26 protein-coding genes and 1 other RNA gene are annotated in these 24,889 nt (G+C 74.7%); 16 read left to right on the top strand and 11 right to left on the bottom strand.

Annotated elements, in window-relative coordinates; genetic code table 11:
• Positions 1-2 precede the first annotated feature (2 nt).
• Positions 3-137: a hypothetical protein gene (locus ACFYXU_RS09355; RefSeq protein WP_376512711.1), complete on the bottom strand. Its 135-nt coding sequence runs from the start codon at positions 135-137 to the stop codon at positions 3-5.
• Positions 138-184: 47 nt separating this feature from the next.
• Positions 185-1,315 carry a hypothetical protein gene (locus tag ACFYXU_RS09350; protein ID WP_389457109.1) on the bottom strand — a complete coding sequence of 377 codons (1,131 nt, stop codon included), beginning with the start codon at positions 1,313-1,315 and terminating at the stop codon, positions 185-187.
• 218 nt (positions 1,316-1,533) lie between these two features.
• On the opposite strand from ACFYXU_RS09350, the gene ACFYXU_RS09345 reads away from it, so the two are divergent.
• The 5 genes from ACFYXU_RS09345 to ACFYXU_RS09325 all read left to right on the top strand — a co-directional run bounded on the left by ACFYXU_RS09345 (position 1,534) and on the right by ACFYXU_RS09325 (position 6,704).
• Positions 1,534-2,571, top strand: coding sequence for an ABC transporter substrate-binding protein (locus ACFYXU_RS09345; RefSeq protein ID WP_389457107.1), 1,038 nt, complete (start codon positions 1,534-1,536; stop codon positions 2,569-2,571).
• Positions 2,572-2,637: 66 nt separating this feature from the next.
• The gene (locus tag ACFYXU_RS09340; RefSeq protein WP_389457105.1) at positions 2,638-3,456 is read left to right on the top strand and encodes a Nif3-like dinuclear metal center hexameric protein; all 819 of its coding nucleotides are present in this window, start codon (positions 2,638-2,640) and stop codon (positions 3,454-3,456) included.
• Positions 3,453-4,196, top strand: a complete 744-nt coding sequence (locus ACFYXU_RS09335) for a zinc ribbon domain-containing protein (protein WP_389407365.1) — start codon at positions 3,453-3,455, stop codon at positions 4,194-4,196. Before ACFYXU_RS09340 ends, ACFYXU_RS09335 begins: the two co-directional genes overlap by 4 nt.
• Entirely contained in the window at positions 4,196-5,845 is a 1,650-nt protein-coding gene (locus tag ACFYXU_RS09330) for a bifunctional RNase H/acid phosphatase (RefSeq protein ID WP_389457103.1), read from the top strand. The genes ACFYXU_RS09335 and ACFYXU_RS09330 overlap by 1 nt, the downstream gene beginning before the upstream one ends.
• Positions 5,846-5,894: 49 nt before the next feature.
• Positions 5,895-6,704, top strand: coding sequence for a GNAT family N-acetyltransferase (locus ACFYXU_RS09325; protein ID WP_389457101.1), 810 nt, complete (start codon positions 5,895-5,897; stop codon positions 6,702-6,704).
• On the opposite strand, the gene eda is transcribed toward ACFYXU_RS09325, so the two are convergent.
• Together eda and yaaA are read right to left on the bottom strand one after the other, a co-directional pair.
• A complete protein-coding gene (eda, locus tag ACFYXU_RS09320) occupies positions 6,694-7,332 on the bottom strand; it encodes a bifunctional 4-hydroxy-2-oxoglutarate aldolase/2-dehydro-3-deoxy-phosphogluconate aldolase (RefSeq protein WP_376512701.1) in 639 nt (212 codons plus the stop codon). The two genes, ACFYXU_RS09325 and eda, sit on opposite strands and share 11 nt — an antisense overlap.
• A gap of 63 nt (positions 7,333-7,395) precedes the next feature.
• On the bottom strand, positions 7,396-8,163 hold the full coding sequence (gene yaaA, locus ACFYXU_RS09315) for a peroxide stress protein YaaA (RefSeq protein WP_384569573.1): 768 nt from the start codon (positions 8,161-8,163) through the stop codon (positions 7,396-7,398).
• Positions 8,164-8,511: 348 nt separating this feature from the next.
• Here yaaA and ACFYXU_RS09310 point away from each other — a divergent pair, with 348 nt between their 5' ends.
• Entirely contained in the window at positions 8,512-9,954 is a 1,443-nt protein-coding gene (locus ACFYXU_RS09310; protein ID WP_389457098.1) for an RNB domain-containing ribonuclease, read from the top strand.
• On the opposite strand, the gene ACFYXU_RS09305 is transcribed toward ACFYXU_RS09310, so the two are convergent.
• Both ACFYXU_RS09305 and ACFYXU_RS09300 read right to left on the bottom strand, forming a co-directional pair.
• Positions 9,899-10,744, bottom strand: a complete 846-nt coding sequence (locus tag ACFYXU_RS09305; protein WP_389457096.1) for a hypothetical protein — start codon at positions 10,742-10,744, stop codon at positions 9,899-9,901. The two genes, ACFYXU_RS09310 and ACFYXU_RS09305, sit on opposite strands and share 56 nt — an antisense overlap.
• Positions 10,741-11,499: a MerR family transcriptional regulator gene (locus ACFYXU_RS09300; RefSeq protein WP_389457094.1), complete on the bottom strand. Its 759-nt coding sequence runs from the start codon at positions 11,497-11,499 to the stop codon at positions 10,741-10,743. The genes ACFYXU_RS09305 and ACFYXU_RS09300 overlap by 4 nt, the downstream gene beginning before the upstream one ends.
• 77 nt (positions 11,500-11,576) lie before the next feature.
• On the opposite strand from ACFYXU_RS09300, the gene rnpB reads away from it, so the two are divergent.
• Positions 11,577-11,975, top strand: an RNA gene (gene rnpB / locus ACFYXU_RS09295) — RNase P RNA component class A.
• An 83-nt stretch (positions 11,976-12,058) separates the two neighbouring features.
• Here rnpB and ACFYXU_RS09290 read toward each other — a convergent pair.
• On the bottom strand, positions 12,059-12,352 hold the full coding sequence (locus ACFYXU_RS09290; RefSeq protein ID WP_389407336.1) for a DUF6087 family protein: 294 nt from the start codon (positions 12,350-12,352) through the stop codon (positions 12,059-12,061).
• Between the two features lie 205 nt (positions 12,353-12,557).
• Positions 12,558-13,055, bottom strand: coding sequence for a DUF1203 domain-containing protein (locus ACFYXU_RS09285; protein WP_389407337.1), 498 nt, complete (start codon positions 13,053-13,055; stop codon positions 12,558-12,560).
• A gap of 149 nt (positions 13,056-13,204) precedes the next feature.
• Between ACFYXU_RS09285 and ACFYXU_RS09280 the strand changes: the two genes are divergently transcribed.
• From ACFYXU_RS09280 to ACFYXU_RS09265, 4 genes are all read left to right on the top strand, one after another.
• Entirely contained in the window at positions 13,205-13,666 is a 462-nt protein-coding gene (locus ACFYXU_RS09280; protein WP_361393855.1) for a VOC family protein, read from the top strand.
• Positions 13,667-13,836: 170 nt separating this feature from the next.
• On the top strand, positions 13,837-14,763 hold the full coding sequence (locus tag ACFYXU_RS09275) for an excalibur calcium-binding domain-containing protein (RefSeq protein ID WP_389457092.1): 927 nt from the start codon (positions 13,837-13,839) through the stop codon (positions 14,761-14,763).
• A gap of 25 nt (positions 14,764-14,788) precedes the next feature.
• A complete protein-coding gene (locus ACFYXU_RS09270) occupies positions 14,789-15,805 on the top strand; it encodes a hypothetical protein (protein ID WP_389457090.1) in 1,017 nt (338 codons plus the stop codon).
• Positions 15,806-15,864: 59 nt separating this feature from the next.
• Positions 15,865-16,188, top strand: coding sequence for a nuclear transport factor 2 family protein (locus ACFYXU_RS09265; protein ID WP_329855519.1), 324 nt, complete (start codon positions 15,865-15,867; stop codon positions 16,186-16,188).
• 82 nt (positions 16,189-16,270) lie between these two features.
• On the opposite strand, the gene ACFYXU_RS09260 is transcribed toward ACFYXU_RS09265, so the two are convergent.
• Entirely contained in the window at positions 16,271-17,047 is a 777-nt protein-coding gene (locus ACFYXU_RS09260; protein WP_376512684.1) for an SDR family oxidoreductase, read from the bottom strand.
• A 102-nt stretch (positions 17,048-17,149) separates the two neighbouring features.
• Between ACFYXU_RS09260 and ACFYXU_RS09255 the strand changes: the two genes are divergently transcribed.
• Positions 17,150-18,781: an alkaline phosphatase D family protein gene (locus ACFYXU_RS09255; RefSeq protein ID WP_376512683.1), complete on the top strand. Its 1,632-nt coding sequence runs from the start codon at positions 17,150-17,152 to the stop codon at positions 18,779-18,781.
• A gap of 122 nt (positions 18,782-18,903) precedes the next feature.
• Here the strand turns inward: ACFYXU_RS09255 and ACFYXU_RS09250 are convergent, their stop codons facing one another.
• A complete protein-coding gene (locus ACFYXU_RS09250) occupies positions 18,904-19,905 on the bottom strand; it encodes a Gfo/Idh/MocA family protein (RefSeq protein ID WP_384569547.1) in 1,002 nt (333 codons plus the stop codon).
• Between the two features lie 75 nt (positions 19,906-19,980).
• Here ACFYXU_RS09250 and ACFYXU_RS09245 point away from each other — a divergent pair, with 75 nt between their 5' ends.
• Complete coding sequence (locus ACFYXU_RS09245) at positions 19,981-21,264, top strand: Bcr/CflA family multidrug efflux MFS transporter (RefSeq protein ID WP_361394300.1); 1,284 nt, start codon at positions 19,981-19,983, stop codon at positions 21,262-21,264.
• A 9-nt stretch (positions 21,265-21,273) separates the two neighbouring features.
• Complete coding sequence (locus tag ACFYXU_RS09240; RefSeq protein ID WP_389457087.1) at positions 21,274-22,260, top strand: small ribosomal subunit Rsm22 family protein; 987 nt, start codon at positions 21,274-21,276, stop codon at positions 22,258-22,260.
• 34 nt (positions 22,261-22,294) lie between these two features.
• Here ACFYXU_RS09240 and ddaH read toward each other — a convergent pair whose 3' ends face one another.
• Positions 22,295-23,170: a dimethylargininase gene (ddaH, locus tag ACFYXU_RS09235; protein ID WP_389457085.1), complete on the bottom strand. Its 876-nt coding sequence runs from the start codon at positions 23,168-23,170 to the stop codon at positions 22,295-22,297.
• Positions 23,171-23,269: 99 nt separating this feature from the next.
• Between ddaH and ACFYXU_RS09230 the strand changes: the two genes are divergently transcribed.
• Positions 23,270-23,902 (top strand): TetR/AcrR family transcriptional regulator, encoded by a 633-nt coding sequence (locus tag ACFYXU_RS09230; RefSeq protein ID WP_389457083.1) that lies wholly within the window; start codon positions 23,270-23,272, stop codon positions 23,900-23,902.
• Positions 23,903-24,003: 101 nt separating this feature from the next.
• The gene (locus ACFYXU_RS09225) at positions 24,004-24,783 is read left to right on the top strand and encodes a bifunctional DNA primase/polymerase (protein ID WP_329855529.1); all 780 of its coding nucleotides are present in this window, start codon (positions 24,004-24,006) and stop codon (positions 24,781-24,783) included.
• The last annotated feature ends 106 nt before the right edge of the window (positions 24,784-24,889 follow it).

The raw sequence follows: 24,889 nt of genomic DNA, 5'->3' as shown, positions 1-24,889 counted from the left end.
TCCTACTGCGCGCGGGCGTCGGCCTCGCGGCGGTGCCGGCCGTGCGGCGAGGACGTGGAGTCCTCCGCCGGCGAGGCCTCGCCGCGGTGCTTCCCGGAGCCGTTCGACTCCGTACCCTCCGTGCTTGCTTCCGACATGCTGGAACTCACCCCGTACGTCTTGCTCTTGTGGTGCGGCCGTGAGTCTAGCCAGCGGGCCTGCGGTCCGTCAGCGGAGCCTGTTGCAGAGGCACCGGACGGCACACCCGCGGCTCCTCGACGACCACCACCGGCTCCGGCTCCGGCGGCACCTCAAGACCGGCCAGCCCGCAGGGCGCCTCGGGCGTCGCGTACGGCAGCCGCAGCTCGCCCCCGGCCGTCCACAGGCCCGCCCCGGCCAGCCAGCCCCGGGGCGCCGCGAGCTGGGCCATCCGGCGGGACGAGGGGCGCCAGGCGCCCACCCAGCTGCCGCCCGCCGCGTCGATCCGCAGCGCCACCGCGCAGCTCTCCGGCATCAGCACCTGCCCCGGCTGCACCGCGAACGGCGTCACCGCCGCGTCGTCGAGCCGCAGGCACTCGGGGAACCGCACCGGCAGCAGACTCCCGAGCACGCCCCAGCCGAGCCGGTCGTGCCCCGGCGACGGCGCGTCGGAGTGGATCAGCAGCAGTCCGCTGTCCGGGTCCGCGAGCAGCAGCCGGTCGTCGCTCTCCTCGGTGATCTGGAGCAGCGGCGTCACCTCCCCGCCCCGCTCCAGGTCGACGGCCACCGCCTTCACCGGCCCGTCGTCGAGGCGCCGGTCGAGCGCGAGCATCCGGCCCGTGCGGTCGAGCCACACCCCGCCCGTGCAGCGGCCCCTGACCTCCGCCACCCGCTCCGGGCCGAAGGCCCCGCCCGCCACCAGCCAGAGCGTCGTCGTGTCGGGGCCGACGCCCATCGCGTACGCGCAGACGCCGTCCGGCGAGGGCGGGAGCAGCACCAGACGCCCGGAGCCGGGGCCCTCCACCGAGCCGAGCTGGAGCTCTCCGGTGGCCGGTCCCGTGGGGTAGAGCAGGGAGAAGGTGCTGCGCCGCCCGTCCACCCGGCGGGCCACGAGGACCCGGCCGTCGGCGAGGGGCAGCAGCTGGGCGTCGGGCTCCTCCGGCTGGCCGAGGGGGAGCGGGACGGCGTACGGCTCCGGGCCGTCGAGCGTCCACCTCTCCGCGTACAGGGCGTCACCGGCGCCCGCGAGCCTGGCCGCGTACGCGCCGTCGGCCGTGATCGTGAACCCCGTCGGCCAGGACGCACCGCGGTCGCGGTCGTCGTCCTCGGCCGTGGTCTCGATGGCACACGCTGTCATCGACTCGTCACCTCCGGCCACGAAGCTAGTTTTCGCACTTCCAGCCGAACAACACGAGCAGGTTCACTTCACACATAAGGGTGGCCCTGCGGCGGTTCTGCCGGGTCCGTGGGGGCGGCTGTGCTGGAGTGAACCGCGGTGAGTAAGGTAAGGCGAACCTAAGCGGAGGTTCCTCCTCCGTGTGTCCCCGCCAGGACGACCCGTACAGGAGCCTTCCCATGTCCCTCCGCCGTCGCGGAACCGCAGCCGCCGTCGCCCTCGCCGCCGCACTCTCACTCGCGGCCTGCGGAGGGGGCGACGGGTCCTCCGGCTCCGCCGAGCCGGGGGACGCGGGCAAGAAGAAGGACATCGCCACCGGCGGCAAGGACTTCGGCGACGCCGCCGCCAAGACCGCGGCCATGGGCACCGACGCGAAGCCCGGCCAGTTCCCCCGCACCCTCACCCACGCCCTCGGGACGACCGAGCTCAAGGCCGCCCCCAAGCGGGTCGTCGTCCTCGACGTCGGCGAGCTCGACAACGTCGTCTCCCTCGGCGTCAAGCCCGTCGGCTACGCCCCCTCCGAGGGCGACGAGGGCATCCCCGGCTACCTCGCCAAGGACGCCGGCGCCCCGAAGTCCGTCGGCACCATCAACAACCTCAACCTGGAGGCCATCGCCAACCTCCAGCCCGACCTCATCCTCGGCAGCCAGCTCCGCGCCGCCGACAAGTACGACGAGCTGTCGAAGATCGCGCCGACCGTCTTCTCCATCCGCCCGGGCTTCACCTGGAAGGAGAACTACCTCCTCAACGCCGCCGCGCTCGACCGGACCGCCCAGGCGAAGACCGCGCTCGCCACCTACGAGACCAAGGCGAAGAAGCTCGGCGAGGACATCGGCCCGGACAAGCCGACCGTCTCCATGGTCCGCTACCTCCCCGGCAAGATCCGCCTCTACGCCAAGGCCTCCTTCATCGGCACGATCCTGGAGGACACCGGCCTGCCCCGGCCGAAGAACCAGCAGATCGACGAGCTGGCGGCCGAGATCAGCCCCGAGAGGATCGACGAGGCCGACGCCGACTGGATCTTCACCGGCGTCTACGGCGACGCCAAGGCCACCAAGAAGGACAGCGCCCAGGCCAACCCGCTCTGGCGGAACCTCAAGGCCGTCAAGGCCGGCCACGCCAAGGACGTCCCGGACGAGACCTGGTACCTCGGCCTCGGCGTCACGGCCGCGAACAGCGTCCTCGACGACCTGCGCGCCGACCTCGTGAAGAAGTAGGGGCCCGGGCGGCGGTTGTCCACAGGCCAGGACGGCGGGGCACGCAGGGCAGGTAGCCTTTCCTCCGTGCCCCGTCTGTCTGAAGTCATCGCCGAGCTCGACGCCCTCTGGCCGCCCGAGCGGGCCGAGTCGTGGGACGCCGTCGGCACCGTCTGCGGCGACCCCGACGCCGAGGTCGGCCGCGTCCTCTTCGCCGTCGACCCCGTCCAGGAGATCGCCGACGAGGCGATCGCCCTCGGCGCCGACCTGATCGTCACCCACCACCCGCTCTACCTGCGCGGGACGACGACGGTCGCCGCCGGGCACTTCAAGGGCCGCGTCGTGCACACGCTCATCAAGCACGACATCGCCCTCCACGTCGCCCACACCAACGCCGACACCGCCGAGCCCGGCGTCTCCGACGCCCTCGCCGGCGCGCTCGACCTCCGGATCACCGGACCCCTGGTCCCCGAGAACAACCTCGGCCGGATCTGCGAGCTCGACCGCCCCGAGACCCTCGCCGAGTTCGCCGCCCGCGCCGCCGAGCGGCTGCCGGCCACCGCGCAGGGCATCCGCGTCGCCGGCGACCCCGGCATGCTCGTGCGCCGCGTCGCCGTCAGCGGCGGCTCCGGCGACAGCCTCTTCGACGCCGTACGGGCCGCGGGCGTCGACGCCTTCCTCACCTCCGACCTGCGCCACCACCCGGTCTCCGAGGCCACCCAGCACTCCCCGCTGGGCCTGGTCGACGCCGCCCACTGGGCCACCGAATGGCCCTGGTGCGAGCAGGCCGCCGCGCAGCTCGACGCGATCTCCGACCGTCACGGCTGGGACCTCCGCGTCCACGTCTCGAAGACGGTCACCGACCCCTGGTCCTCCCACCACACCTCTCCTGGAGCCCCCAACTGAACGCCGCGCCCGCCGACCAGATCCGCCTCCTCGACGTCCAGGCCCTGGACACCCGCCTCCAGCAGCTCGCCCACAAGCGCCGCTCGCTGCCCGAGCACGCCGAGATCGAGGCGCTCACCAAGGACCTCACCCAGCTGCGCGACCTGCTCGTCGCCGCGCAGACCGAGGAGAGCGACTGCGGCCGCGAGCAGACCAAGGCCGAGCAGGACGTCGACCAGGTCCGCCAGCGTGCCGCCCGCGACCAGCAGCGGCTCGACTCCGGCGCCGTGTCCTCCCCGAAGGACCTGGAGAACCTCCAGCGCGAGATCGTCTCCCTCGCCAAGCGCCAGGGCGACCTGGAGGAGATCGTCCTGGAGGTCATGGAGCGCCGCGAGTCCGCCCAGGAGCGCCTGGCCGAGCTGACCGAGCGGGTCTCCGCCGTGCAGGCCAAGACCGACGACGCCACCGCCCGCCGCGACGCCGCCCAGGCCGAGCTGGACACCGAGTCCGGCTCCGTCGCCAAGGAGCGCGAGCTCGTCGCCGGCTCCGTCCCGGCCGACCTGATCAAGCTGTACGAGAAGCTGCGCGAGCAGCAGGGCGGCGTGGGCGCGGCCCGCCTCTACCAGCGCAAGTGCGAGGGCTGCCACATCGAGCTCAACATCACCGAGCTCAACGAGGTCCGCGCCGCCGCCAAGGACACGGTCGTCCGGTGCGAGAACTGCCGCCGGATCCTCGTCCGCACCGCGGAGTCCGGCCTGTAATGCGCGAGGTCGTGGTCGAGGCGGACGGCGGCTCCCGGGGCAACCCGGGGCCCGCGGGCTACGGCGCGGTCGTTCTCGACCCGGCGACGGGGGAGACCCTCGCGGAGACCGCCGAGTTCATCGGCGTGGCCACGAACAACGTCGCCGAGTACAAGGGGCTGGTGGCGGGCCTGAAGGCGGCCCGGGAGCTCTTCCCGGACGCCACCGTCCACGTCCGCATGGACTCCAAGCTGGTCGTCGAGCAGATGTCCGGCCGCTGGAAGATCAAGCACCCCGACATGAAGCCGCTCGCGGCCGAGGCCGGACGGGTCTTCCCGTCCGGCCGGGTCCGCTACGAGTGGATCCCGCGCGAGCGGAACAAGCACGCGGACCGGCTCGCGAACGAGGCGATGGACGCGGGCAAGCGGGGCCGTCCGTGGGAGCCGTCCGGCTCCACGGCCGCCCTCGACGCCTCCGCCGCGCGCAACGCCGCGACCCCGCCCCCGTCGGGCCCGCCCGGCGACGCGACGGCCGGCGCGGCGAGGGCCCGCGCGGCACTGACCGCCTCCGCGACGACGGGCTCCGGCACGACGGCTTCCCCGCCGACGGCCTCCACGGGCGGCACGGGCGCCTGGCCGGGCGCCGTGACGCGCCCGACGGCACCCGGCACGGTCCAGGACGACGGCCTGTTCGCCCTGCCGGAGGGCGAGCGGGAGGACGACCTGTCGGGACTGCCGGGGAGCGGGCCGGGGGAGGGCCTGTCAGGCCTGTCTGAGGGCAGCCTGTCCGCTGCCGAGGAGGCGATCGCGGACTCGGTGGCCTCCGGCGACTTCGAGGCGGAGGCGGGCGCCCTGGCGCGAACGGGACACGCGGCGGGCTCCGCACCCGCTGGGCCCGCGCCCGCCGGGACCGTTGGGCCCGCGCCCGCCGGGACCGCTGGGCCCGCTGCCGTGCCCGACACCGCACCGCCCGCGCCCGCCACGGCTGCGGCCGCGCAGCCGCAGGCCCCCGCCGCGCCCCGGCAGGGGTGGACCGGGCCCGACATGGGCGCGCCCGCCACCTTCGTGCTGCTGCGGCACGGGGAGACCGCGCTCACGCCCGAGAAGCGGTTCTCCGGGAGCGGGGGGAGCGACCCCGAGCTGTCGGCCGCCGGGCTGCGCCAGGCCGAGGCCGTCGCCGAGGCGCTCGCCACGCGGGGCACGATCCAGGAGATCGTCAGCTCGCCCCTCACCCGCTGCCGCCAGACCGCCGGCGCCGTCGCCGCCCGCCTCGGCCTCGACGTCCGCGTCGAGCAGGGCCTGCGCGAGACGGACTTCGGTGCCTGGGAGGGGCTGACCTTCGGCGAGGTGCGGGAGCGCCACCCGGAGGACCTCGACGCCTGGCTCGCCTCGCCGAAGGCCGCGCCCACCGGTGGTGGGGAGAGCTTCGCGACCGTCGCCCGGCGCGTCGCCGCGACCCGGGACCGGCTGACCGCCGCGTACGCGGGCCGCACGGTCCTGCTCGTCACGCACGTCACGCCGATCAAGACCCTGGTCCGGCTCGCGCTCGGCGCCCCGCCGGAGTCCCTGTTCCGGATGGAGCTGTCGGCCGCCTCGATCTCGGCCGTGGCCTACTACGCCGACGGGAACGCCTCCGTACGCCTCCTCAACGACACCTCGCACCTGCGGTAGCGCACAAAGCGGTGGCGGCGGGCCCCGGGCCCGTACCACCATCTCCCGCATGACCTGGTCCTTCACCGACAGCCCCGCCGTCTTCCGGGCCGCCGCCGGCGGGCATCTCGCCGCCGAAGCCGCCCGCAACACCGCCGTCCTCACGCTCATGGACACGGCGGAGCGGCTCGGCTGGTGGACGGAGCCCGACGGGCGGGTCACCGGCGTCCTCGCGGTGCCGCCGTCCGGCGCGCCCTCGTTCGGGGCCGTCACGGAGGAGGCGGCGCGCGCGCTCGCTCCCGCGGGACTCCTCGGCGACGAGCGCCGGCCCGCCGTGGTGCGCGGTGAGACCGCCGCCGTCGAGGCGTACGCGGAGGCCACCGGCCGCCCCTGGGAGCCCACCACCCGGATGCGGCTCTTCCGGCTCGGCGAGCTGACCCCGCAGGACCCCGCGCCCGAGGGCCGCGCGAGGCTCGCCACCGAGGCGGACGTGCCGCTCCTCGCGGTCTGGACGGCGGCGTTCGTGGTGGCCATGGGGCACGAGCCCGCCGAGGACTACACCGGCCTCCTCACCGAGCGGATCTCCGGGCAGCGGCTCCGGCTCTGGGAGGCACCGGACGGCCGACCCGTCGCGATGGCCGCCCTGTCCCGCACGATCGAGGGCCAGGCCCGCGTCCACCTCGTCTTCACCCCGTCCGCCGAGCGCGGCCGGGGGTACGCGGCGGGTGTCACCGAGGCGGTCAGCCGGGCCGCGCGCGACGCCGGAGCGGCCCAGGTCCTGCTCTTCACCGACCTGTCCAACCCCACGAGCAACGCCCTCTACCAGCGCCTCGGCTACCGCCCGCTGACCGACCACCTCAGCGTGACGTTCAGCGGCTGAGGCCCTGCCCCAGAGCCGACGCCTCGCGCGCCAGCGCCTCCACCCGCGCCCAGTCGCGCGTCGCGAGCGCGTCCGGCGGGAGCATCCACGAGCCGCCGACACAGCCGACGTTCGGGAGGGCGAGGTAGGCGGGAGCGGAAGCGGGCGCGATGCCGCCGGTGGGGCAGAAGCGGGCCCGGGGCAGCGGGCCCGCGAGGGACCTCAGGTACGGGACGCCGCCCGCCGCCTCCGCCGGGAAGAACTTCATGTCCGTCACGTCCTCTTCGAGCAGGGCCACGACCTCCGAGGCGGTCGAGACCCCCGGCAGGAACGGCACGCCCGAGTCCCGCATCGCGCCGATCAGCCGCCCGGTCCACCCCGGGCTGACCAGGAACCGCGCCCCGGCGGCCACCGCGTCCGCCACCCCGGCCGCCGAGACGACGGTCCCGGCGCCGACGACGGCCTCCGGCACCTCGGCCGCGATCGCGCGGACGGCGTCCAGCGCGGCCGGGGTGCGCAGGGTGACCTCGATCAGCGGCAGCCCGCCGGCCACCAGGGCGCGCGCCAGGGGCACGGCGTCGGCGGCGTCCTCGATCACGAGGACAGGGACGACGGGGCCGTCCGGGGCAAGGTCGAAGACGCTCGTCATGGGCGTCATCCTGCCCAGGGCGAGCGTCACCCGCAACGAGCGTTGCGGAGAGTGCAACGGAGGCTAGTGGATCTCGTCCACCAGCACGTCGAGGGCGCCCGCCTTCCCGCCCTCCTCCACCACGTACCGCAGATCCCGCAGCGCCTCCGCCAGCTCGGCGGGAGAGCCCGGCTCCGCGCCCGCCTCCAGGAGGCTCCGCACGATCCGGCCCTTCGTCGCCTTGTTGAAGTGGCTGACCACCTTCCGGGTCGGCGCGTGCAGCACCCGTACCGTCGCCGTCCGGGCCGCGAGCTCCCCCTTCGGCTTCCACGCCGAGGCGTACGCCGACGAGCGCAGGTCCAGGACCAGGCCGTCCCCGGCCGCCTCCGGCATCACCGAGGCCATCGCGCCCCGCCAGTGCGCCCCCAGCGCCCCGAGCCCCGGCAGCTTCACGCCCATCGAGCAGCGGTAGGACGGGATCCGATCGGTCACCCGCACCGCGCCCCAGAGACCCGAGAACACCAGCAGCGAGCTCCCCGCCCGCTCACGGGCCGCCGCGTCGAGCGTGGCCAGACCGAGCGCGTCGTACAGCACGCCCGTGTAGATCTCCCCGGCCGGACGCGCGCCCGCCGTGCGCAGCTCGGTGTTCTTCGCGACCTCGCCGCGCAGTCCCTCGCTCAGTCCGAGCACCTCGCGGGCCTTGTCCTCGTCGGCCGCGCACAGCTCGACCAGCTCGTCCAGGACCGCGGCCCGCGCCTCGGCGAGCCCGGGCAGGGACAGCGACTCCGGCTTCAGCGGCGCCCCGCGCCCCGAGGAGGCCTTGCCTTCGGAGGGCGGCAACAGCACGAGCACGGTGGTTCTCCTTCGTCCGTACGGGGATGGGGGTGCGGCCCCGGCCGTCCAGCGTACGAGGTACCGACCCCCGCCCGTGCCGGGCGACCACCAGGCGCCCGCCCGCGCCCACCCCGGCCGCCGTCCCCGTGCCGGGCGACCACCGGGCGCCCGCCTCGACCGCCGTCCCCGTGCCGGGACACCACCAGCCGCCTCCACCCGCGACACCCCGCCGCCGTCCCCGTGCCGGGACACCACCAGGCACCCGGCCGCGCCCACCCCGCCTCCGCCCGCGACACCCCGCCGCCGTCCCCGTACCCCCGTCCCCTTCGACGTGCCCCGCCCCACCCCGCGTCCTACGCTCGGTCCATGCCCCGCCGCCACCTCCACGTGACCGGCGCAGCCGAGGCTCCGCTGCGGGCCGCCCTGCGCGCACTGCGTACCGAGCTCGCGATCCCCGAGGACTTCCCGCCCGCCGTCCTCGCCGAGGCCGAAGCCGCCGCGAAGGCGCCCCGCCTTCCCCCGCACGACGCCACCGACCTGCCGCTCTTCACGATCGACCCGCCCGGCTCCACCGACCTCGACCAGGCCATGCACCTGGCCCGGCGCGCCGACGGCGGCTACCGCGTCCACTACGCCATCGCCGACGTCGCCGCCTTCGTCACCCCCGGCGGCGCGATCGACACCGAGGCCCACCGGCGCGTCCTCACCCTCTACTTCCCCGACGGCAGGGTCCCCCTCCACCCGCCCGTCCTCTCCGAGGGCGCCGCCAGCCTCCTCCCCGGCGCACCCCGCCCGGCGCTGCTCTGGCGCATCGACCTCGACGCCGAGGGGCGCCGGGTCGCCACCGACGTCCGCCGCGCCCTGGTCCGCAGCCGCGCCCGGCTCGACTACGCGGGCGTGCAGCGGGAGATCGACGACGGGACGGCCGAGGAGCCGCTCGCCCTCCTCCGTGACATCGGCCGGCTCCGCGAGGCCCTCGAAGCCGAACGCGGCGGGATCTCGCTCAACGTGCCCGAACAGGAGATCGTCGAGACCGACCACACCTACTCGCTCGCCTACCGCGCCCCGCTCCCCGCCGACGCGTGGAACGCCCAGATCTCCCTGCTCACCGGCATGGCGGCCGCCGACCTCATGACCGCAGCGGGCACCGGCATCCTGCGGACCCTGCCCACCGCCCCCGACGGCGCCGTCGCCCGTCTGCGCCGCTCCGCCCACGCCCTCGGCGTCGCCTGGCCGCACCACGTCTCGTACGCGGACGTCGTCCGCTCCGCCGACCCCGCCGACCCGCGCCACGCCGCCTTCCTCCAGGAGTGCACCACCCTGCTGCGCGGCGCCGGATACACCGTCTTCACCGACGGGCACGTCCCCAGTCCGGCCGTGCACGCCGCCGTCGCCGACGAGTACACCCACTGCACCGCGCCGCTGCGCCGCCTCGTGGACCGGTACGCGGGCGAGCTCTGCGTGGCGGCGGTCGCCGGGGACGAGGCGCCCGCGTGGGTCCGGGACGCGCTGCCCGCCCTCCCCGACGAGATGGCCGCCGGCGCCCGCCGCGCCAACACCGTCGAGCGGGAGAGCGTCGACATCGTCGAGGCCGCGCTCCTGCGGGAACGGGTCGGCGAGATCTTCGACGCGTACGTCATCGACGTGAAGGAGCGCGAACCGACCGTCGGCACCGTCCACCTCGACGACCCGGCGGTCGTCGCCCGCATCGAGGGAGGGGAGGCGAAGCTGCCGCTGGGGGAGTGGCTCAGGGTCAGGCTGTCGGAAGCGGACCCGGGGACGGCGAAGGTGCTGTTCGCGCCCGCGTGACCTCGCGGACGAGCGCCCCCGGGTCGTCGGCGTGCAGCCGGATCAGCCGTACGGGGCGGGGCGCGCCCAGCAGCCGGGGCGCGTCGACCGGTTCCGTCAGCTCGATCGTCACGGAGGTCTGGGAGCCGACGGCGAGGTTCAGCTCGCCGTCGCGCTTCTCGTGCAAGAAGAGCGACTCGCGGCGGACGCTCGCGATCCGGTCGAGCGGGACGCGGACGTCGACGTGCGCGGCCTGCCGGACCCGGAGCGCGCCCCCGGCGAGCGTGTGCGGACGGGTGGCGGACGCGGCGTGCAGCCCGAGCACGAACAGCACGGTGTAGACGTCCAGGACGAGGACGACCGCGTGCGCGACGGGCCAGTCGGCGAGCAGGTACGACATGCCGACCGTCTCCACCACGCACACGAACGCGAAGCCGTACAGGAGCGCCGCCTGGTCCCGGGCGTGCGGGAACACGCCGTCCGCGCCCGCCACCCCGTGCGGCCGGCGCGCGACCCACCGCCCCAGGCCCGCCATGAGCCGCAGCTCGTGCCCGGCCAGGCGCGCCACCGCCTCGGGCACCAGCTCGGCCACGGCGTCCCGGAGCGGAAGACCGCGCCGCAGGAGGCGGAGGAGGACCACGACCTCGGTGACGAGGACCGCCGCCACGCACAGTTCCCCGACGAGGAGCACCGCCCCGGGGATCCGCACCCCGGCGACCAGACAGACGAGGAGGACGAGCTCGGCGGGGAGCACGGCGTACGCGACGGAGCGCAGGAGCCGTGGCACGCGACCGCGCGGGGTGTCCGTCACCGGTCCTCCTCCGCGCGCCGCGACCGCCGGGCCACCAGCTCCATCGCCCGCCGCACCGCCGCGGACTGGGCCGGGGCGAGGTCCGCGAAGAAGGTGTCGGCGAGGCCGCCGGCGCCCTCCGGGGGCAGCTCCACGGCGATCCCGTCGGGCAGGACGGCGGCGAGGGCGCGGGCGGCCCCGTCCACCCGGGGATCGTCGGGCGCCGCGTCGGCGAGCGCGTCGAGGAGCCCGTACAGCTCCCGCGCGCTGCCCGCCACGTCCCGCATCAGCTCCATCAGCCGGGCCCGCTCGGCCTCGGGGGCGACGGTGTCGAGCAGGGTCAGGATCTCCCGGTCCTTCGCCGCCATCGGCGACTCGGGAAGCTCGCCGAGACCGGTGAGGAGCGCGGCGAGTTCGGGGGATACGGGACCGTCGGCGGGCAGCCGCCCGGCGCGGGCCGCGTCGAGGAGGAGCGCGAGGCGCTCCCGGCGCTCCCGGATCACCGCCTCCTGCCGCGCCAGGTCGTCCGCCAGCTCCTCCAGCACCTCCACGAGCCCCCGCCCCTCGTCGTCCGCGAGCACGTCCCGCACCTCGTCGAGGCCGAGGCCCAGCTCGGTCAGCCGCCGGATCCGGGCGAGCAGGACGGCATCCCGGACCCCGTACTCCCGGTATCCGTTGGCCCGCCGCTCGGGCTCGGGCAGCAGCCCGGACTGGTGGTAGTGCCGCACGGCCCGGGGGGTGACCCCGACGAGCGCGGCGATCTCGCCGATACGCATGCGCTCAGTAGAAACCCTGACGCTGCGGCAAGGTCAAGCGCGTCCGCCCCGGCAGGTAGCATGGTCGGCACGGCAGACGAGCCGGGCGGACGGCCGCGTGGAGATCCTCGGATCTTCCCGAGGAACGTCCGGGCTCCACAGAGCAGGGTGGTGGCTAACGGCCACCCGGGGTGACCCGCGGGACAGTGCCACAGAAAACAGACCGCCGGGGACCTCGGTCCTCGGTAAGGGTGAAACGGTGGTGTAAGAGACCACCAGCGCCTGAGGTGACTCAGGCGGCTAGGTAAACCCCACTCGGAGCAAGGTCAAGAGGGGACACCCCGGTGTCCCTGCGCGGATGTTCGAGGGCTGCTCGCCCGAGTCCGCGGGTAGACCGCAGGAGGCCGGCGGCAACGCCGGTCCTAGATGGATGGCCGTCGCCCCGACGACCGCGAGGTCCCGGGGCACAGAACCCGGCGTACAGCCCGACTCGTCTGCCTCCCAAGGCCTCTGATCCGCGACATCGCAGATCAGGGGCCTTTGTGCGCCGTCGCGGAGGCCCGCCGTTCCCGCCCCGGAGTCAAGGCGCCGAAGGCCTCCGATGCCTGCCGGTCCCGGGCCCGAGCTTCGGCGACGCCTGAGGACTCGCGGCGACCTCGGCAGGGGGAAACAGGATGCGCCGTGCTTCCCCGAGGTTCGCCGCGAAGCCGTACGCCTCCCACAGGTGGCCGTTCCACCGCTGGATCGCGCGCGGCGCATCGGGGTTCAGATGCGACGCCCTCGGGCCGTCGCCTGCGACGAGGGGCACGGCGCGAAGATGCCCGATCTTCGCGTCGCGACGCTCGGCCCACTGGGAGAGCGATTCGTCGTCCATGCCGGGAGCGTAGTGGTTCGGGCGATCCGGTGTTCCCCGTGCGGAGAGGGCGCCCGGTCGATCACCCCCGAGGCGCAGACCGACTTGCCGACCGTCCCGGAACCCGCGCCCCCAGCTCGGAACGACGGCTCGGGTCGTCCGTCGGTCCGCGTGCGAACGCCCCCGGCCCGGTCTCCGTCCGGGCGGGGGCCGTCTCCGTGGGGGGTCAGGGGCGGCGGACCTCGAAGTGGAAGCAGCCGTACTCGACCGCCCGGACGTGGACCAGGGCGACGGACGGGTCCGTGAAGGCCTCCGTCAGGGCCTCGTCGAAGCCGGTCGCGGGGGTCTCCGGGAGTTCCAGGAGGCGGCCGCCGACGATCCGGCCCGACGCGTCGTAGCGGCGCAGCGTGCGGAGCGCTCCCGTGCGGGAGAAGGGGTACTCCTCCGAGGGCGCGGGGCCCCCGCAGTCGGCGGCGTGGATGAAGACCGGGCCCTGCTCGTCGTACGCACCGGGCTCGGCGCCCGTCTCCGCGGCCCAGCGGCGCAGCGGCGCGTACGCCGCGAGGGCGATCCGCTCGCCGGGCACGGACAGGCGCAGGCAGCAGCGGAGGGGGTCTCCGCCCTCGGTGACGGTGTAGGGCGCGCAGGCCCGGCCGGCGTCGTCCGTGACGCGGAGGCCGGCGAGGGCGGTGGGGGAGATCGGGCGCGGGGCGTAGGTGGTCATGCCGTCAGCGTCGCGCGCGGTGGGCCTCCGCCGCTGGCGCTATTCGGACGGAGCACTGGGAGCGGCGGCGCCGGTTCGCCGGGCGCGGCGGCACCGGCTTCGGTAGCGTCGCCTCGCCAGCCGCAGCCGCTACGAACGGAGCAGTCCGGATGAGCCGACGTTTCCAGGTCACCTTCGACGCCCACGACCCGAGGGCGCTCTCGTCCTTCTGGCGCGACGCGCTGAAGTACGTCCACCCCGGGCCGCCCGGTGTGGAGGTGCCCGAGGGGGTCGATCCGCTGGACGTCTGGGACGAGTTCCTCGCGCGGATCGGCGTGCCGGAGGACCAGCGCAACTCCCGGTCGGCCATCGAGGACCCGGAGGGCGAGGGCCCCCGCGTGTTCTTCCAGCAGGTGCCCGAGGACAAGGTCGCCAAGAACCGCGTCCACCTCGACGTCCGCGCCGCCCCCGGCCTCCAGGGCGAGGAGCGGATGGCCGCCCTGGAGGCCGAGTGCGACCGGCTCGTCGGGCTCGGGGCGAAGCGGGTGCGCCGCTTCGAGCCCGAGCCGCCGATGAGCGCAGGACACCTCGTGATGACGGACCCCGAGGGCAACGAGTTCTGCCTGGACTGACCTCGGCACCCCCTGGTCCCGGACGGTGAACGCGCAGGTCATACCCTGTGTGGCGCCGAGTCGTCGTCAGGGAGGGGCAGGGTCGGGTGGGTGAGGAGCCGGGGCGGGGGTCCGTTCGGGAGGAGCCGTGGTGGCGGCGGTCCGGGACCGTCGTCCTCTGTCTGGTCCTGATGCCCCCCTTGGGCGTCTTCCTGGCCTGGCGCTGCCGCTGGCCGGTGGGGCGCAAGGTGACCGCGACCGTGCTGTCCTGCGTCTGGTTCGTGGCCGTGGGCACCGGCGGCCCGTCGGCGGACGGGCCGGCGGCGGCCGATGCCGCGCCGAAGCCCCGCACGGTCCCGTCCTTCACCCCGTACGCTCCGCCGACCCCCACGCCCACGCCCCTGGTGCGGCGGGTGGTCGCCGACTACGGCGGGCAGAACCTGGAGGCGGCGTCGCGGGCCGCGTACGAGGCCGGGTTCCGGGCGCGTTCGCACGACGCCACCGAGGACGACAGGACGCAACTCGTCGACGGCAACTGGAAGGTGTGCTTCCAGGAGCCGGCCGCCGGGGCGACCGCCACGACCGAGGAGGGGCGGCGGGCCCGGATCGAGTTCGCCGTCGTCGAGAAGAGCAGCCCGTGCCCGCCGCGGGACGGTGACGCCGTGGTCTTTCCCAAGGTGCCGGACGTCGTCGGCAAGACGTTCGCGGCCGGTTCCGCGATCCTCCGGAAGGCGGGCCTCACCGCGATCCGGGGCGCCGTCGCGTACACGGACGTGGACCTGGCGGCCCGTCACGAGGAATGGCGGATCTGCTTCCAGGACCCGGAGGCCGGTGAGGACATCGAACGGCCCTCGTCCATGTCCGTACGGCTCTCCCTGACGCCTCCCGGCGTCTCCTGCCCGGGCGAGGACTACGCCCGGCTGCACCCCGACCCGGATCCGGACCCCGACCGCCACGGCTCTGGTTCCGGTTCCGGTTCCGGTGGTGGCGGACTCGCCTACTACAAGAACTGCGACGCCGTCCGCGCCGCGGGCAGGGCCCCGATCTACGCGGGCCAGCCCGGCTACCGGTCCGGCCTCGACCGCGACGGCGACGGCAAGGCCTGCGACTGGTCCTGACCGGCGCCTCGGCTAGGGTGCGCGGATGATATTCGGACGAGGACGATTCCCCGCCGCGGTGGCGGCCTTCGAGACGGCCGTACGGGGCCGGGACGTCGCCGCCGCCGAGAAGGCCTTCGAGCGGCTGACCGGTACGTTCGGGAAGGCCGGCGACAAGGAGCTCCACGCGGCGGGTCCCCGTCTCGCCGACCTCCTGGCGGAGGTCCCGCCCGGCCCCCGTGCCGTCGTCGCCGTGGTGATCGGGGCGTGCGTCGAGCGGGGAGCGGAGCCGACGGCCTGCGCGCCCGGGGTGCTCGCCGCCGCCCGCGAGGCGTTCGAGTCGGCCGCCGTGTTCTGCGAGCGCTGGGCGGCAGCCGGTCGCGGACCGCTGCCGGACCCGGAGGGGGACGGGCTCGGGGAGGCGGACGTCGAGCGGATCGGCTTCGAGCCGGTCATGGCCTGGCAGTCCGTCGCGCAGTTCGAGATGGCCTGCGTCGCGATGCTCAACTCGGCCTCCGTACGCCGCTCCACGCCGGGCCGGACGGAGCTGCGCGATGCCGTGACCCGGCTCCGGACGCTGACGGACGACCCGTTCAAGTGCCTCGCCTACGCCCTCGACGTCCTCGACGACGAACCGTTCGTCGCGATCGACCGCGCCACCGGCGCGGGCTTCGCGCTGCGCGGCACCGGCATCGGCGACAACTTCCAGCTGCACACCCTCCTCGCCGACGTCCTCGTCGGAGGCGGGCACCTGCCGGGCGAGGCGCCCTCCGCCGAGGCCGCCGCGATGTGCAGGAACATGCCGGGCCAGACGTCGACCACCGGTTCGTTCGACCTCGTCGGCGCCGACGGCGAGTGGATCTGGAACGAGGGCTGCCCCGCCGACGTTCCCGTGGTCGACGGGGTGCGCCTCGTCGTTCTCGATCCGCCCTCGTACCGGCGCAACTGGCCCGCCGGGCGGTTCTTCCCCGGCATGACCGCCGATCTGGTGCTCGAACGGGCCCTTCCGGCGGAGGAGACGGCCGCTCTGCTGGCCCAGGTGGCCGATCCCGTCCGCCGATAGGTGGCATCGGCGCGGCCCCGCTCCCCGGGGCGCGCGCCCGCCGGGTGTACGGGTGGGGCATGACCCTTCCAGTGAAGCAGCTCAGTGATCCGGTGGTACGTGCCTTCGTCACGGCCCTCAACGCCCACGACGAGCCCGGTCTCCTCGACGTCCTCACGCCGGACGTGACCATGTCCGACGACGGGTCCGACCGGGACGTGCGACCGTGGCTCGACCGGGAGGTCTTCGCCTCCCGGGGGCACATGGACGTGGTGAGCGAGGGCGGCGACGGGCGCGCCCTCGTCGCCGACTACCGCAACGACACCTGGGGCTCGATGCGGACCAAGTGGGCCTTCACCGTCGAGGACGGGAAGATCTCCCGCTTCGAGACCGGCCAGGCCTGACCCTCCGGCCGGGGACGGCTCCCGCCCCCGGCCGCAGCCCCGGTCCCGGGGCCGGCCTGAGCCCCGGTCCCGGGACCGGGGCTCAGCCCCGGCCGATGTACGGCATCGCCGTCGCCATCACCGTCGCGAACTGCACGTTCGCCTCCAGCGGCAGGGCCGCCATGTGCACCACCGTCGCCGCCACGTCCGCCGCGTCCATCACCGGCTCCGCCGCCAGGGCGCCGTTCGCCTGGAGGATGCCGGTCTGCATGCGGGCCGTCATCTCCGTCGCCGCGTTGCCGATGTCGAGCTGGCCGCAGGCGATCCGGTACGGGCGGCCGTCGAGCGACAGGGACTTCGTGAGGCCCGTCATCGCGTGCTTCGTCGCCGTGTACGCGATCGAGTGCGGGCGCGGCACGTGGGCCGAGATCGAGCCGTTGTTGATGATCCGGCCGCCCTGCGGCGCCTGGTCCTTCATCGTGCGGAAGGCCGCCTGGGCGCAGAGGAAGGCGCCCGTCAGATTGACGTCCACCACCGCGCGCCAGGTCTCCGGGGCGAGGTCCTCGACCGGCGTGCCGCCGCCCGCGAAGGTGCCCGCGTTGTTGAAGAGCAGGTCGACGCGGCCGTAGTGGTCCCGTACCGAGGCGAAGAGCGCGGCGACCGCCTCCTCGGACGTGACGTCCGTCGGGACGGACAGGAAGTCGCCGTCCGGCAGGGCCGCGGCCGTCTCCGCCAGGGCCTCGGCCCGCCGCCCCGCGAGGGCCACCGACCAGCCGGCCGCCGCGAGGGCCAGCGCCACGCTCCGGCCGATGCCCGAACCGGCTCCCGTCACCACTGCGATGCTCATGGGCGCGCAGCGTACGCGAGACGCATGCCCCATGAACTCATCCGTCCGACACGTGGATGTTCTGTACTCGACAAGGGGATGTCGTCCCGTCCCCCTCGAATGGCGGAAGCGCACCATCCGTCCGGGGAGGGGAACATGAACCACGTCCAGGACCACTCCGAAGAACTCCGCGCCGCCGCACGACACTTGGCCCGCCGACGGTTCCTGACCGTCACCGGCGCCGCCGCCGCGCTCGCCTTCGCCACCCAGCTGCCCGTGGCCGGCGCCGCGGCCGCCGCCGAGCTCGACGGCCGGGGCGTCACCGAGAACCCGTTCACGCTGGGCGTGGCGTCCGGTGACCCGCTGCCCGGCTCCGTGCTCCTGTGGACCCGGCTCGCGCCCCGCCCCTTCGAGCCCGGCGGCGGTCTGCCCGCGCGCCGCGTCGGAGTCCGCTGGGAGCTCGCCGACGACGAGCGCTTCACCCGGACCGTACGGCGCGGTCTGGCCGTCGCCCACCCCGAGTTCCGCCACGCCCTGCACGTCGAGGTCGAGCACCTCGCCCCGGGCCGCGTGTACTTCTACCGCTTCCGCGTCGGCGAGTGGACCAGCCCGGTCGGCCGGACCCGCACCGCACCGGCCCCCGACGCCCGCACCACCGGGCTGAAGCTCGCCGCCGTCTCCTGCCAGGCCTACCACGAGGGCTACTTCACGGCCTACGGGCACCTCGCGCGGGAGGACGTCGACGTCGTCTTCCACCTCGGCGACTACCTGTACGAGTACGCCGTGAACGCCACCGGCGGAGCCCGCGCCTACACCGACCGCCGCCTGCCCGGCGTCTTCGACCGCGAGACCCTGACACTGGAGGACTACCGGCTCCGGTACGGCCTCTACAAGTCGGACCCCGACCTGCGCGCCGCGCACGCCGCCCACCCCTTCGTCGTCACCTGGGACGACCACGAGACCGAGAACAACTACGCGGGCGACACCTCCGAGGACGACGTCCCGCCGGAGGAGTTCCTGCTCCGCCGGGCCGCCGCCTACCGGGCGTACTGGGAGCACCAGCCGCTGCGCCCCGCCCAGCGCCCGCAGGGTCCGGACATGCGGCTGTACCGACGGCTGCGCTTCGGGCGGCTCGCCCAGTTCGACATCCTCGACACCCGCCAGTACCGCTCCGACCAGGCGTACGGGGACGGCTGGCACGCTCCCGGGCCCGACACCGAGGACCCGGCGCGCACGCTGACCGGCGCCGCGCAGGAGCGCTGGCTGCTGGACGGCTGGCGCGCCTCCCGGGCCCGCTGGAACGTCCTGCCGCAGCAGGTCGTGTTCTCCGAGCGCCGTGACCGGCCGACCGCCGACTACACGGTCTCCATGGACGCCTGGGACGGGTACGCGGCCTCCCGGCGGCGGATCCTCGCGGGCGCCGAGTCCGCCGGCGTCGAGAACCTGATGGTGCTCACCGGCGACGTGCACGTCGGCATCGGCCTCGACATCAAGGCCGACTTCCGCGACCCGGCCTCCCGGACCCTCGGCACCGAGATCGTCACCACCTCGATCACGAGCGGCAGGAACGGCGCCGACCGCCCGTCCAACTACGACCGGATCATCGAGGCCAACCCGCACGTGAAGTTCTACAGCGGACGCCGCGGCTACGTGACGGTGGCGCTCGGCACGGAGAGCGCCCGCGCCGACTTCCGCACGGTCCCGTACGTCACGACGCCCGGCGCCCCCGTCGCCACCGCCGGTTCCTTCGTCACGGAGGCGGGCGACCCGGGGCTCAGGCCCGCGTGAGGCTCAAGCCCGGGTGAGGCTCAAGCCCGCGTGAGGCTCAAGCCCGCGTGAGACTCAGGCCCGGGTGAGACTCAGGCCCGCGTGAGGCTCAAACCCGGGTGAGACGCAGGCCCGCGTGAGACTCAGGCCCGCGTGAGCTCCTGCGGATAGCGGACGCCGACGCGGTCCCGGACCGCGTCGAGCGTCCGCATCACCGCGAGCGAACCGTCCAGGGGGACGAGCGGCGACTCCGTCGCGCCCGCCCGCAGACAGCGCGCCACCTCGGCGGCCTCGTGCCGCAGGGAGTGCGGGTCGTCCGCCGACGTGAACTCCTCCGGCTCCCGGCCGGGGCGGTGCAGGGTGAACCGCTCGGGGAAGAAGAAGCCGCGCGGGAGGTCGATCCGGCCCGCCGTGCCCGTCACCGAGGCCGTCAGCGGCGTGTCCGCCTCCAGCGAGCAGGACAGCAGCGCGGAGGCGCCCGAGTCCCAGCCCAGCAGCATGCCGGTGTTCAGGTCGACGCCCTCGGGGGAGAGCCGCGCGTGCGCGTGGACCGCGGACGGCTCGCCGAGCAGCAGGTGCGCGAACGACACCGGGTACACCCCCAGGTCGAGCAGGGCCCCGCCGCCCACGGCCGGGTCCCGCAGCCGGTGGCCCGGGTCGAAGGGGCCCGCGAGCCCGAAGTCGGCCTGGACCGTGCGGACCTCGCCGACCGCCCCGTCGCGGACCAGCTCCGCGATCCGGCGGATCAGCGGGTTGCAGTACATCCACATGGCCTCCATGAGGAAGAGGCCGCGACCGCGCGCGAGGGCCACCAGCTCCGCCGCCTCGGCGGCGTTCAGGGTGAGAGCCTTCTCGCAGAGCACCGCCTTGCCCGCCTCCAGGGCGAGGCCGGCGGCCGCGCGGTGGGCGTGGTGCGGAGTCGCCACGTACACCACGTCGACGTCGCCGTCGGCGAGGAGCCCGGCCCAGTCCCCGTACGCCCGGGGGATCCCGCACCGGTCCGCGAAGGCCTTCGCGGACGCCTCCGCGCGGGACGCGACCGCGACGACCTCGGCGCCGTCCAGGGTCCGCAGGTCCGCGGCGAACCGCTCCGCTGTGCCGCCGGTCGCCAGGATGCCCCAGCGCACTGTCCCGTTCGCGTCCATTTCCCACCCCACAGGTCCCGACCATGCCGGTCGAGCTGAGAGCATAGGCAAGGATTCAACGAGATGGAGCAGTCGATGCCGGAGAGCGGCCAGAAAACCACACAGGGACACATAACCGAACCCGCTCCGGCTGCCACCGCCGCCCGGCGGACCGGTCTCCTCGTCACCCTCGTCCTCGGCGGGCTCACCGCCCTCCCCCCGCTCTCCATGGACATGTACCTCCCGGCGCTGCCGGAGGTCACCGACGCGCTGCGGGCCCCCGCCGCGACCGTCCAGCTCACCCTCACCGCCTGCCTCGCCGGCATGGCCCTCGGCCAGCTCGTCGTCGGCCCGATGAGCGACCGGTGGGGACGCCGCCGCCCGCTGCTCGTCGGCATGATCGTGTACGTGCTGGCCACGGCCGTCTGCGCGCTGGCGCCCAGCGCCGAACTCCTCATCGGCTTCCGGCTGCTCCAGGGCCTCGCCGGAGCCGCCGGCATCGTCATCGCCCGCGCCGTCGTCCGCGACCTGTACGACGGCGTCGAGATGGCCCGCTTCTTCTCCACCCTGATGCTGATCTCCGGCGTCGCCCCGATCATCGCCCCGCTCATCGGCGGCCAGATCCTGCGGATCACCGACTGGCGGGGCGTCTTCCACGTCCTCACCGTGATCGGCGTCCTCCTCACCCTCGTCGTCTGGCGCTTCCTCCACGAGACGCTGCCCGCCGAGCGGCGGCACGAGGGCGGGGTCGGCCAGGCCCTGCGCACCATGCGGGGGCTCCTCGCCGACCGGGTCTTCACCGGCTACATGCTGACCGGCGGGCTCGCCTTCGCCGCCCTCTTCGCATACATCTCCGCGTCCCCGTTCGTGATCCAGGACCTGTACGGCGCGTCCCCGCAGACCTTCAGCCTGCTCTTCGGCCTCAACTCCGTCGGGCTGGTCGTCGTCGGCCAGATCAACGGCAAGCTCCTCGTCGGCCGCGTCAGCCTCGACAAGGCGCTCGGCTTCGGCCTCGGCATCCTCCTGCTCGCCGCCGTCGCGCTCACCCTCATGACCACCGGTGTCTTCGGCGAGACCGGCCTCGCGCCCGTCGCCGCCGGACTCTTCGTCCTGATGTCGGCGATGGGCCTGGCCATGCCCAACACCAACGCCCAGGCCCTGATGCGCACCCCGCACGCCGCCGGGTCCGCCTCCGCGCTGCTCGGCACCTCCTCCTTCCTGATCGGCGCCGTCGCCTCCCCGCTCGTCGGCATCGCCGGCGAGCACACGGCCGTCCCCATGGCGGTCGTGCAGCTGGGCTGCGCCGTCCTGGCCCTGGCCTGCTTCCTGGGCCTGTGCCGCCCCTGGCGCCCGACCGAGCCGCAGGCCGAGCCCGCCTAGAATGTCGCGGTGAACGCCGTCTCCCCCGCCTCCGCCGACTCCCTGCGCGCCGCCCTCGCCGCGCTCCTCGACGGGCTGCCGCCCAGCCGGGCGGCGCAGGCCGTCGAGCGGCTGATCGCCAACTACCGGGGCACCACCCCGACGGACGCCCCCGTGCTGCGCGACCGCTCCGACGTCGCCGCGTACGCCGCGTACCGGATGCCGGCGACCTTCGAGGCCGTACGCGGCGTCCTGGACGCCCTCCGGGCGGCCGTGCCCGACTGGGAGCCGCGGACCCACACCGACGTCGGCGGCGGCACGGGCGCGGCGAGCTGGGCCGTCGCCGAGGCCTGGGCGGAGCGGCCGCCCCGCACGACGGTCCTCGACTGGGCGGAGCCCGCGCTCGCGCTCGGCCGCGAGCTGGCGGCGGGCGTCCTCGACGCCGAGTGGCGGCGCGAGCGGATCGGCTCCGCGCTGAGCCTGCCCGAGAGCGACCTGGTGACCGTCTCGTACGTCCTCAAGGAGCTGACCGGGGCCGACCGGACGGCGCTGGTCACCGAGGCGGCCCGCGCCGCGCGGGCCGTCGTGATCGTCGAGCCGGGCACCCCCGACGGCTACGAGCGGATCATCGAGGCCCGCACCCGGCTGGTGGAGGCCGGCTTCACCGTCGCCGCGCCCTGCCCGCACAGCGGGGCCTGCCCGATCGTGCCCGGCGCGGACTGGTGCCACTTCTCCGCCCGGGTGAGCCGCTCCTCGCTGCACCGGAAGGTGAAGGGCGGTTCGCTGCCGTACGAGGACGAGAAGTACGCGTACGTCGCCGCCGTCCGCTTCCCGGTGACCCCGGCGCCCTCCCGTGTCGTCCGCAGGCCGCAGATCCGCAAGGGCCTGGTCCAGCTGGAGCTCTGCGGGCCCGACGGACTCGGCCGGGACGTGGTCACCAAGCGGCACGGGCCCCTGTACAAGCAGGCCCGTGACGCGGAGTGGGGCGACTCCTGGCCGCCGGAGGAGAGCGACTAGGACGCCTCCCGGCCCGGCGGGGCCGGAGTCCCGGCTAGGGCCGCAGCTCCTGGGTGCAGCACTTCACGCTGCCGCCGCCCTTGAGGAGCTCGCCGAGGTCCATGCCGACGGGCTCGAAGCCGCGGTCGCGGAGCGGGCCGAAGAGGCCCACCGCGGCCTGCGGCAGCAGGACGTTGCGCCCGTCGCTGACGGCGTTCAGGCCGAGGGCCGCCGCGTCCTCCGCGGTGGCGATCAGGGCGTCCGGGAAGAGCCGGGCGAGCACCGCGCGGCTGCCGGGGGAGAACGCGTCCGGGTAGTACATGACCTCGTCCCGGGCGTCGTCCAGGACGGACAGGGCCGTGTCCAGGTGGTAGTAGCGCGGGTCCACCAGCTCCAGGCCGATCACCGGGCGCCCGAAGAACTCCTGCGCCTCGTCGTGCGAGAGCGGACTGGAGCGGAAGCCCCGGCCGGCCAGGATCCAGGAGGCGGTGACGGCGAAGTCGCCCTCGCCCTCGTTGACGTGCTCGGGGACCCGCACGGCGTCGTCCGCCCAGCCGTTCCCGAGGAACCAGGCCCGATGGGCGTCGGCCTCGGCCGCGCGCTCCTGGTGGGCGAACCGCGCGCCGAGGACCCGGCCGTCGACCACGGTCGCGCCGTTCGCCGCGAAGACCATGTCGGGCAGGGCCGGGTCGGGACTCAGGAGCTCGACGGTGTGGCCGAGCGAGCGGTAGCGGTCGCGCAGGTCCTCCCACTGGGCGAGGGCGAGCGGCAGGTCGACCGGTTTCGCGGGGTCCATCCACGGGTTGATGCAGTACGTCACCGTGAAGTGCGTGGGTGGGCACATCAGATAACGGCGGGGCGAGGACGTGCGCGGAGTGGTGCGCAATGAGGCCTCCTCACGGAGAAGCGTGCGGTGATCGGTGGACCCCATGGTCCGCTCTCGACGGCCTCCGCGCTGTGGACCGTTCGGGTGGTTCGGGCCCGTTCGAATGGCGAGACGTCTCGTCTCGTCCGCTGCTAGATTGGGGGCATGTCCGACTCCAGACCCGCCAAGGCCGCCCCCGACGCCTCCCGCCGCAGCGAGCGCTCCCGCCGTGCCATCTTCGACGCCGCCCTCACGCTCGTCTCCGAGACCGGCTACGCGAAGACCACCATCGAGGGCATCGCCGCCCGCGCCGGCGTCGGCAAGCAGACCATCTACCGCTGGTGGCCCTCCAAGGCCGCCGTGCTCCTCGACGCCTTCCTCGACCTCGCCGCCCGGGCCAACGAGAGCCTCGGGGGCGCCGCCGACAGTGAGATCCCCGACACCGGCGACCTCGCCGCCGACCTCAAGCTCGTGCTCCGCGCCACCGTCGACGAGCTGACCGACCCCGCCTTCGACGGCCCCACCCGCGCGCTCGCCGCCGAGGGCGTCGTCGACCCCGAGCTCGGCGCCCGCTTCACCGAGGCCCTGCTCGAACCCCAGCTCCAGTACTACGTCCGCCGCGTCGAGGCCGCACAGAAGCGGGGCGACATCGACCCGGACGCGGACCCCCGCGTCGCCGTGGAACTCCTGGTCGGGCCCCTCCACCACCGCTGGATCCACCGCACCCGGCCGCTCACCCACGCCTACGCCGACACCCTCGTCGACCTCGCCCTGCGCGGCCTCGCCCCCCGCTCCTGACCGCTCATGGCACCCCGGTTCCGCACTCCGGTCACCCGGAGCGCAGGATGGTGGGACCATGGGCAGAGCCGAACGGGCGAGCATGAGGTGTGAGGGGATAGATGGGCGACGGTATCGGCCGCTACCGCGGCACGGAGAGCAAACTCGCACAGTGGCTGCGCAGGCGCCCCAAACGCACCGCGGCCGACGACGGGAACGACCGCGAGACGCTGCTCCTGGCCGTCGCCGCCGCCGGGCTGCCCCTCGCCCCCGCCGCGTACCCCGTCGGCTACAGCTGCTCCTGTGAGCGGATCGGCTGTCCCACCCCCGCCCGGCACCCCGTCTCCTTCGCCTGGCAGACGCAGTCGACCACCGACCGCGGCCAGATCGAGCGCTGGGCCCGCAACGAGCCCGCGGCGAACTTCATCACCGCCACCGGCATGGTCCACGACGTCCTCGACGTCCCGCTGGCCGCCGGCCGCGCCGCCCTGGAGCGCCTCCTCGCCGAGGGCGTCGAGGTCGGGCCCGTCGCCGAGTCCGCCGACGTCGACACGGTCGGCGGGCGGATGCTCTTCTTCACCGCCACCCGCGGCACCCCCGAGGACGAGGACGAGTGGTGGCCGTGCGAGCTGGACTGCCACCCCGAGACGATGGACGAGCACCCGGGGCTGCGCTGGCACTGCCGCGGCAGCTACGTCCTCGTACCGCCGGCCCGGCTCCCCGGTGACGAGGACGACCATCCGGTCGTCGCCTGGGTCCGCGGCCCCGAGCACCCGCTGCCCGACCCGCTGAACCTCCTGGAGACCCTCCAGGACGTCTGCGCCCGCCACGCGGCCGAGCGCGGGGCGGACGGGGACGACGGGCACCCGGCCCACGAGATCGCCTGGCCGCTGACCCGCTGACCCGCTGACCCGCTGACCCGACGGCCTTCGGACTCGCTGACCTGCTGATCCGCCGGCCCGATGGCCTTCGGACTCGCTGACCTGCTGATCCGCCGGTTTCCCGCCG

Source organism: Streptomyces sp. NPDC002232 (genome assembly GCF_042890295.1).
Lineage (GTDB): Bacteria > Actinomycetota > Actinomycetes > Streptomycetales > Streptomycetaceae > Streptomyces.
The sequence above is the reverse complement of the archived record's forward strand: the minus strand, read 5'-3'. Positions and strand labels throughout refer to the sequence as shown.

What these genes read in the sequence shown, in the direction of transcription:
- ACFYXU_RS09280 (WP_361393855.1), top strand. Translation starts at nt 13,205, where the DNA reads ATGAGCCGACGTTTCCAGGTCACCTTCGACGCCCACGACCCGAGGGCG.
- ACFYXU_RS09230 (WP_389457083.1), top strand. Translation starts at nt 23,270, where the DNA reads ATGTCCGACTCCAGACCCGCCAAGGCCGCCCCCGACGCCTCCCGCCGC.
- ACFYXU_RS09275 (WP_389457092.1), top strand. Translation starts at nt 13,837, where the DNA reads ATGCCCCCCTTGGGCGTCTTCCTGGCCTGGCGCTGCCGCTGGCCGGTG.
- ACFYXU_RS09245 (WP_361394300.1), top strand. Translation starts at nt 19,981, where the DNA reads ATGCCGGAGAGCGGCCAGAAAACCACACAGGGACACATAACCGAACCC.
- eda (WP_376512701.1), bottom strand. Translation starts at nt 7,332, where the DNA reads ATGACGAGCGTCTTCGACCTTGCCCCGGACGGCCCCGTCGTCCCTGTC.
- ACFYXU_RS09290 (WP_389407336.1), bottom strand. Translation starts at nt 12,352, where the DNA reads ATGGACGACGAATCGCTCTCCCAGTGGGCCGAGCGTCGCGACGCGAAG.
- ACFYXU_RS09350 (WP_389457109.1), bottom strand. Translation starts at nt 1,315, where the DNA reads ATGACAGCGTGTGCCATCGAGACCACGGCCGAGGACGACGACCGCGAC.
- ACFYXU_RS09250 (WP_384569547.1), bottom strand. Translation starts at nt 19,905, where the DNA reads ATGGACGCGAACGGGACAGTGCGCTGGGGCATCCTGGCGACCGGCGGC.
- ACFYXU_RS09285 (WP_389407337.1), bottom strand. Translation starts at nt 13,055, where the DNA reads ATGACCACCTACGCCCCGCGCCCGATCTCCCCCACCGCCCTCGCCGGC.
- ACFYXU_RS09270 (WP_389457090.1), top strand. Translation starts at nt 14,789, where the DNA reads ATGATATTCGGACGAGGACGATTCCCCGCCGCGGTGGCGGCCTTCGAG.
- ddaH (WP_389457085.1), bottom strand. Translation starts at nt 23,170, where the DNA reads ATGGGGTCCACCGATCACCGCACGCTTCTCCGTGAGGAGGCCTCATTG.
- ACFYXU_RS09265 (WP_329855519.1), top strand. Translation starts at nt 15,865, where the DNA reads ATGACCCTTCCAGTGAAGCAGCTCAGTGATCCGGTGGTACGTGCCTTC.
- ACFYXU_RS09300 (WP_389457094.1), bottom strand. Translation starts at nt 11,499, where the DNA reads ATGCGTATCGGCGAGATCGCCGCGCTCGTCGGGGTCACCCCCCGGGCC.
- ACFYXU_RS09355 (WP_376512711.1), bottom strand. Translation starts at nt 137, where the DNA reads ATGTCGGAAGCAAGCACGGAGGGTACGGAGTCGAACGGCTCCGGGAAG.
- ACFYXU_RS09345 (WP_389457107.1), top strand. Translation starts at nt 1,534, where the DNA reads ATGTCCCTCCGCCGTCGCGGAACCGCAGCCGCCGTCGCCCTCGCCGCC.
- ACFYXU_RS09255 (WP_376512683.1), top strand. Translation starts at nt 17,150, where the DNA reads ATGAACCACGTCCAGGACCACTCCGAAGAACTCCGCGCCGCCGCACGA.
- ACFYXU_RS09310 (WP_389457098.1), top strand. Translation starts at nt 8,512, where the DNA reads ATGCCCCGCCGCCACCTCCACGTGACCGGCGCAGCCGAGGCTCCGCTG.
- ACFYXU_RS09325 (WP_389457101.1), top strand. Translation starts at nt 5,895, where the DNA reads ATGACCTGGTCCTTCACCGACAGCCCCGCCGTCTTCCGGGCCGCCGCC.
- ACFYXU_RS09260 (WP_376512684.1), bottom strand. Translation starts at nt 17,047, where the DNA reads ATGGGGCATGCGTCTCGCGTACGCTGCGCGCCCATGAGCATCGCAGTG.
- ACFYXU_RS09225 (WP_329855529.1), top strand. Translation starts at nt 24,004, where the DNA reads ATGGGCGACGGTATCGGCCGCTACCGCGGCACGGAGAGCAAACTCGCA.
- ACFYXU_RS09330 (WP_389457103.1), top strand. Translation starts at nt 4,196, where the DNA reads ATGCGCGAGGTCGTGGTCGAGGCGGACGGCGGCTCCCGGGGCAACCCG.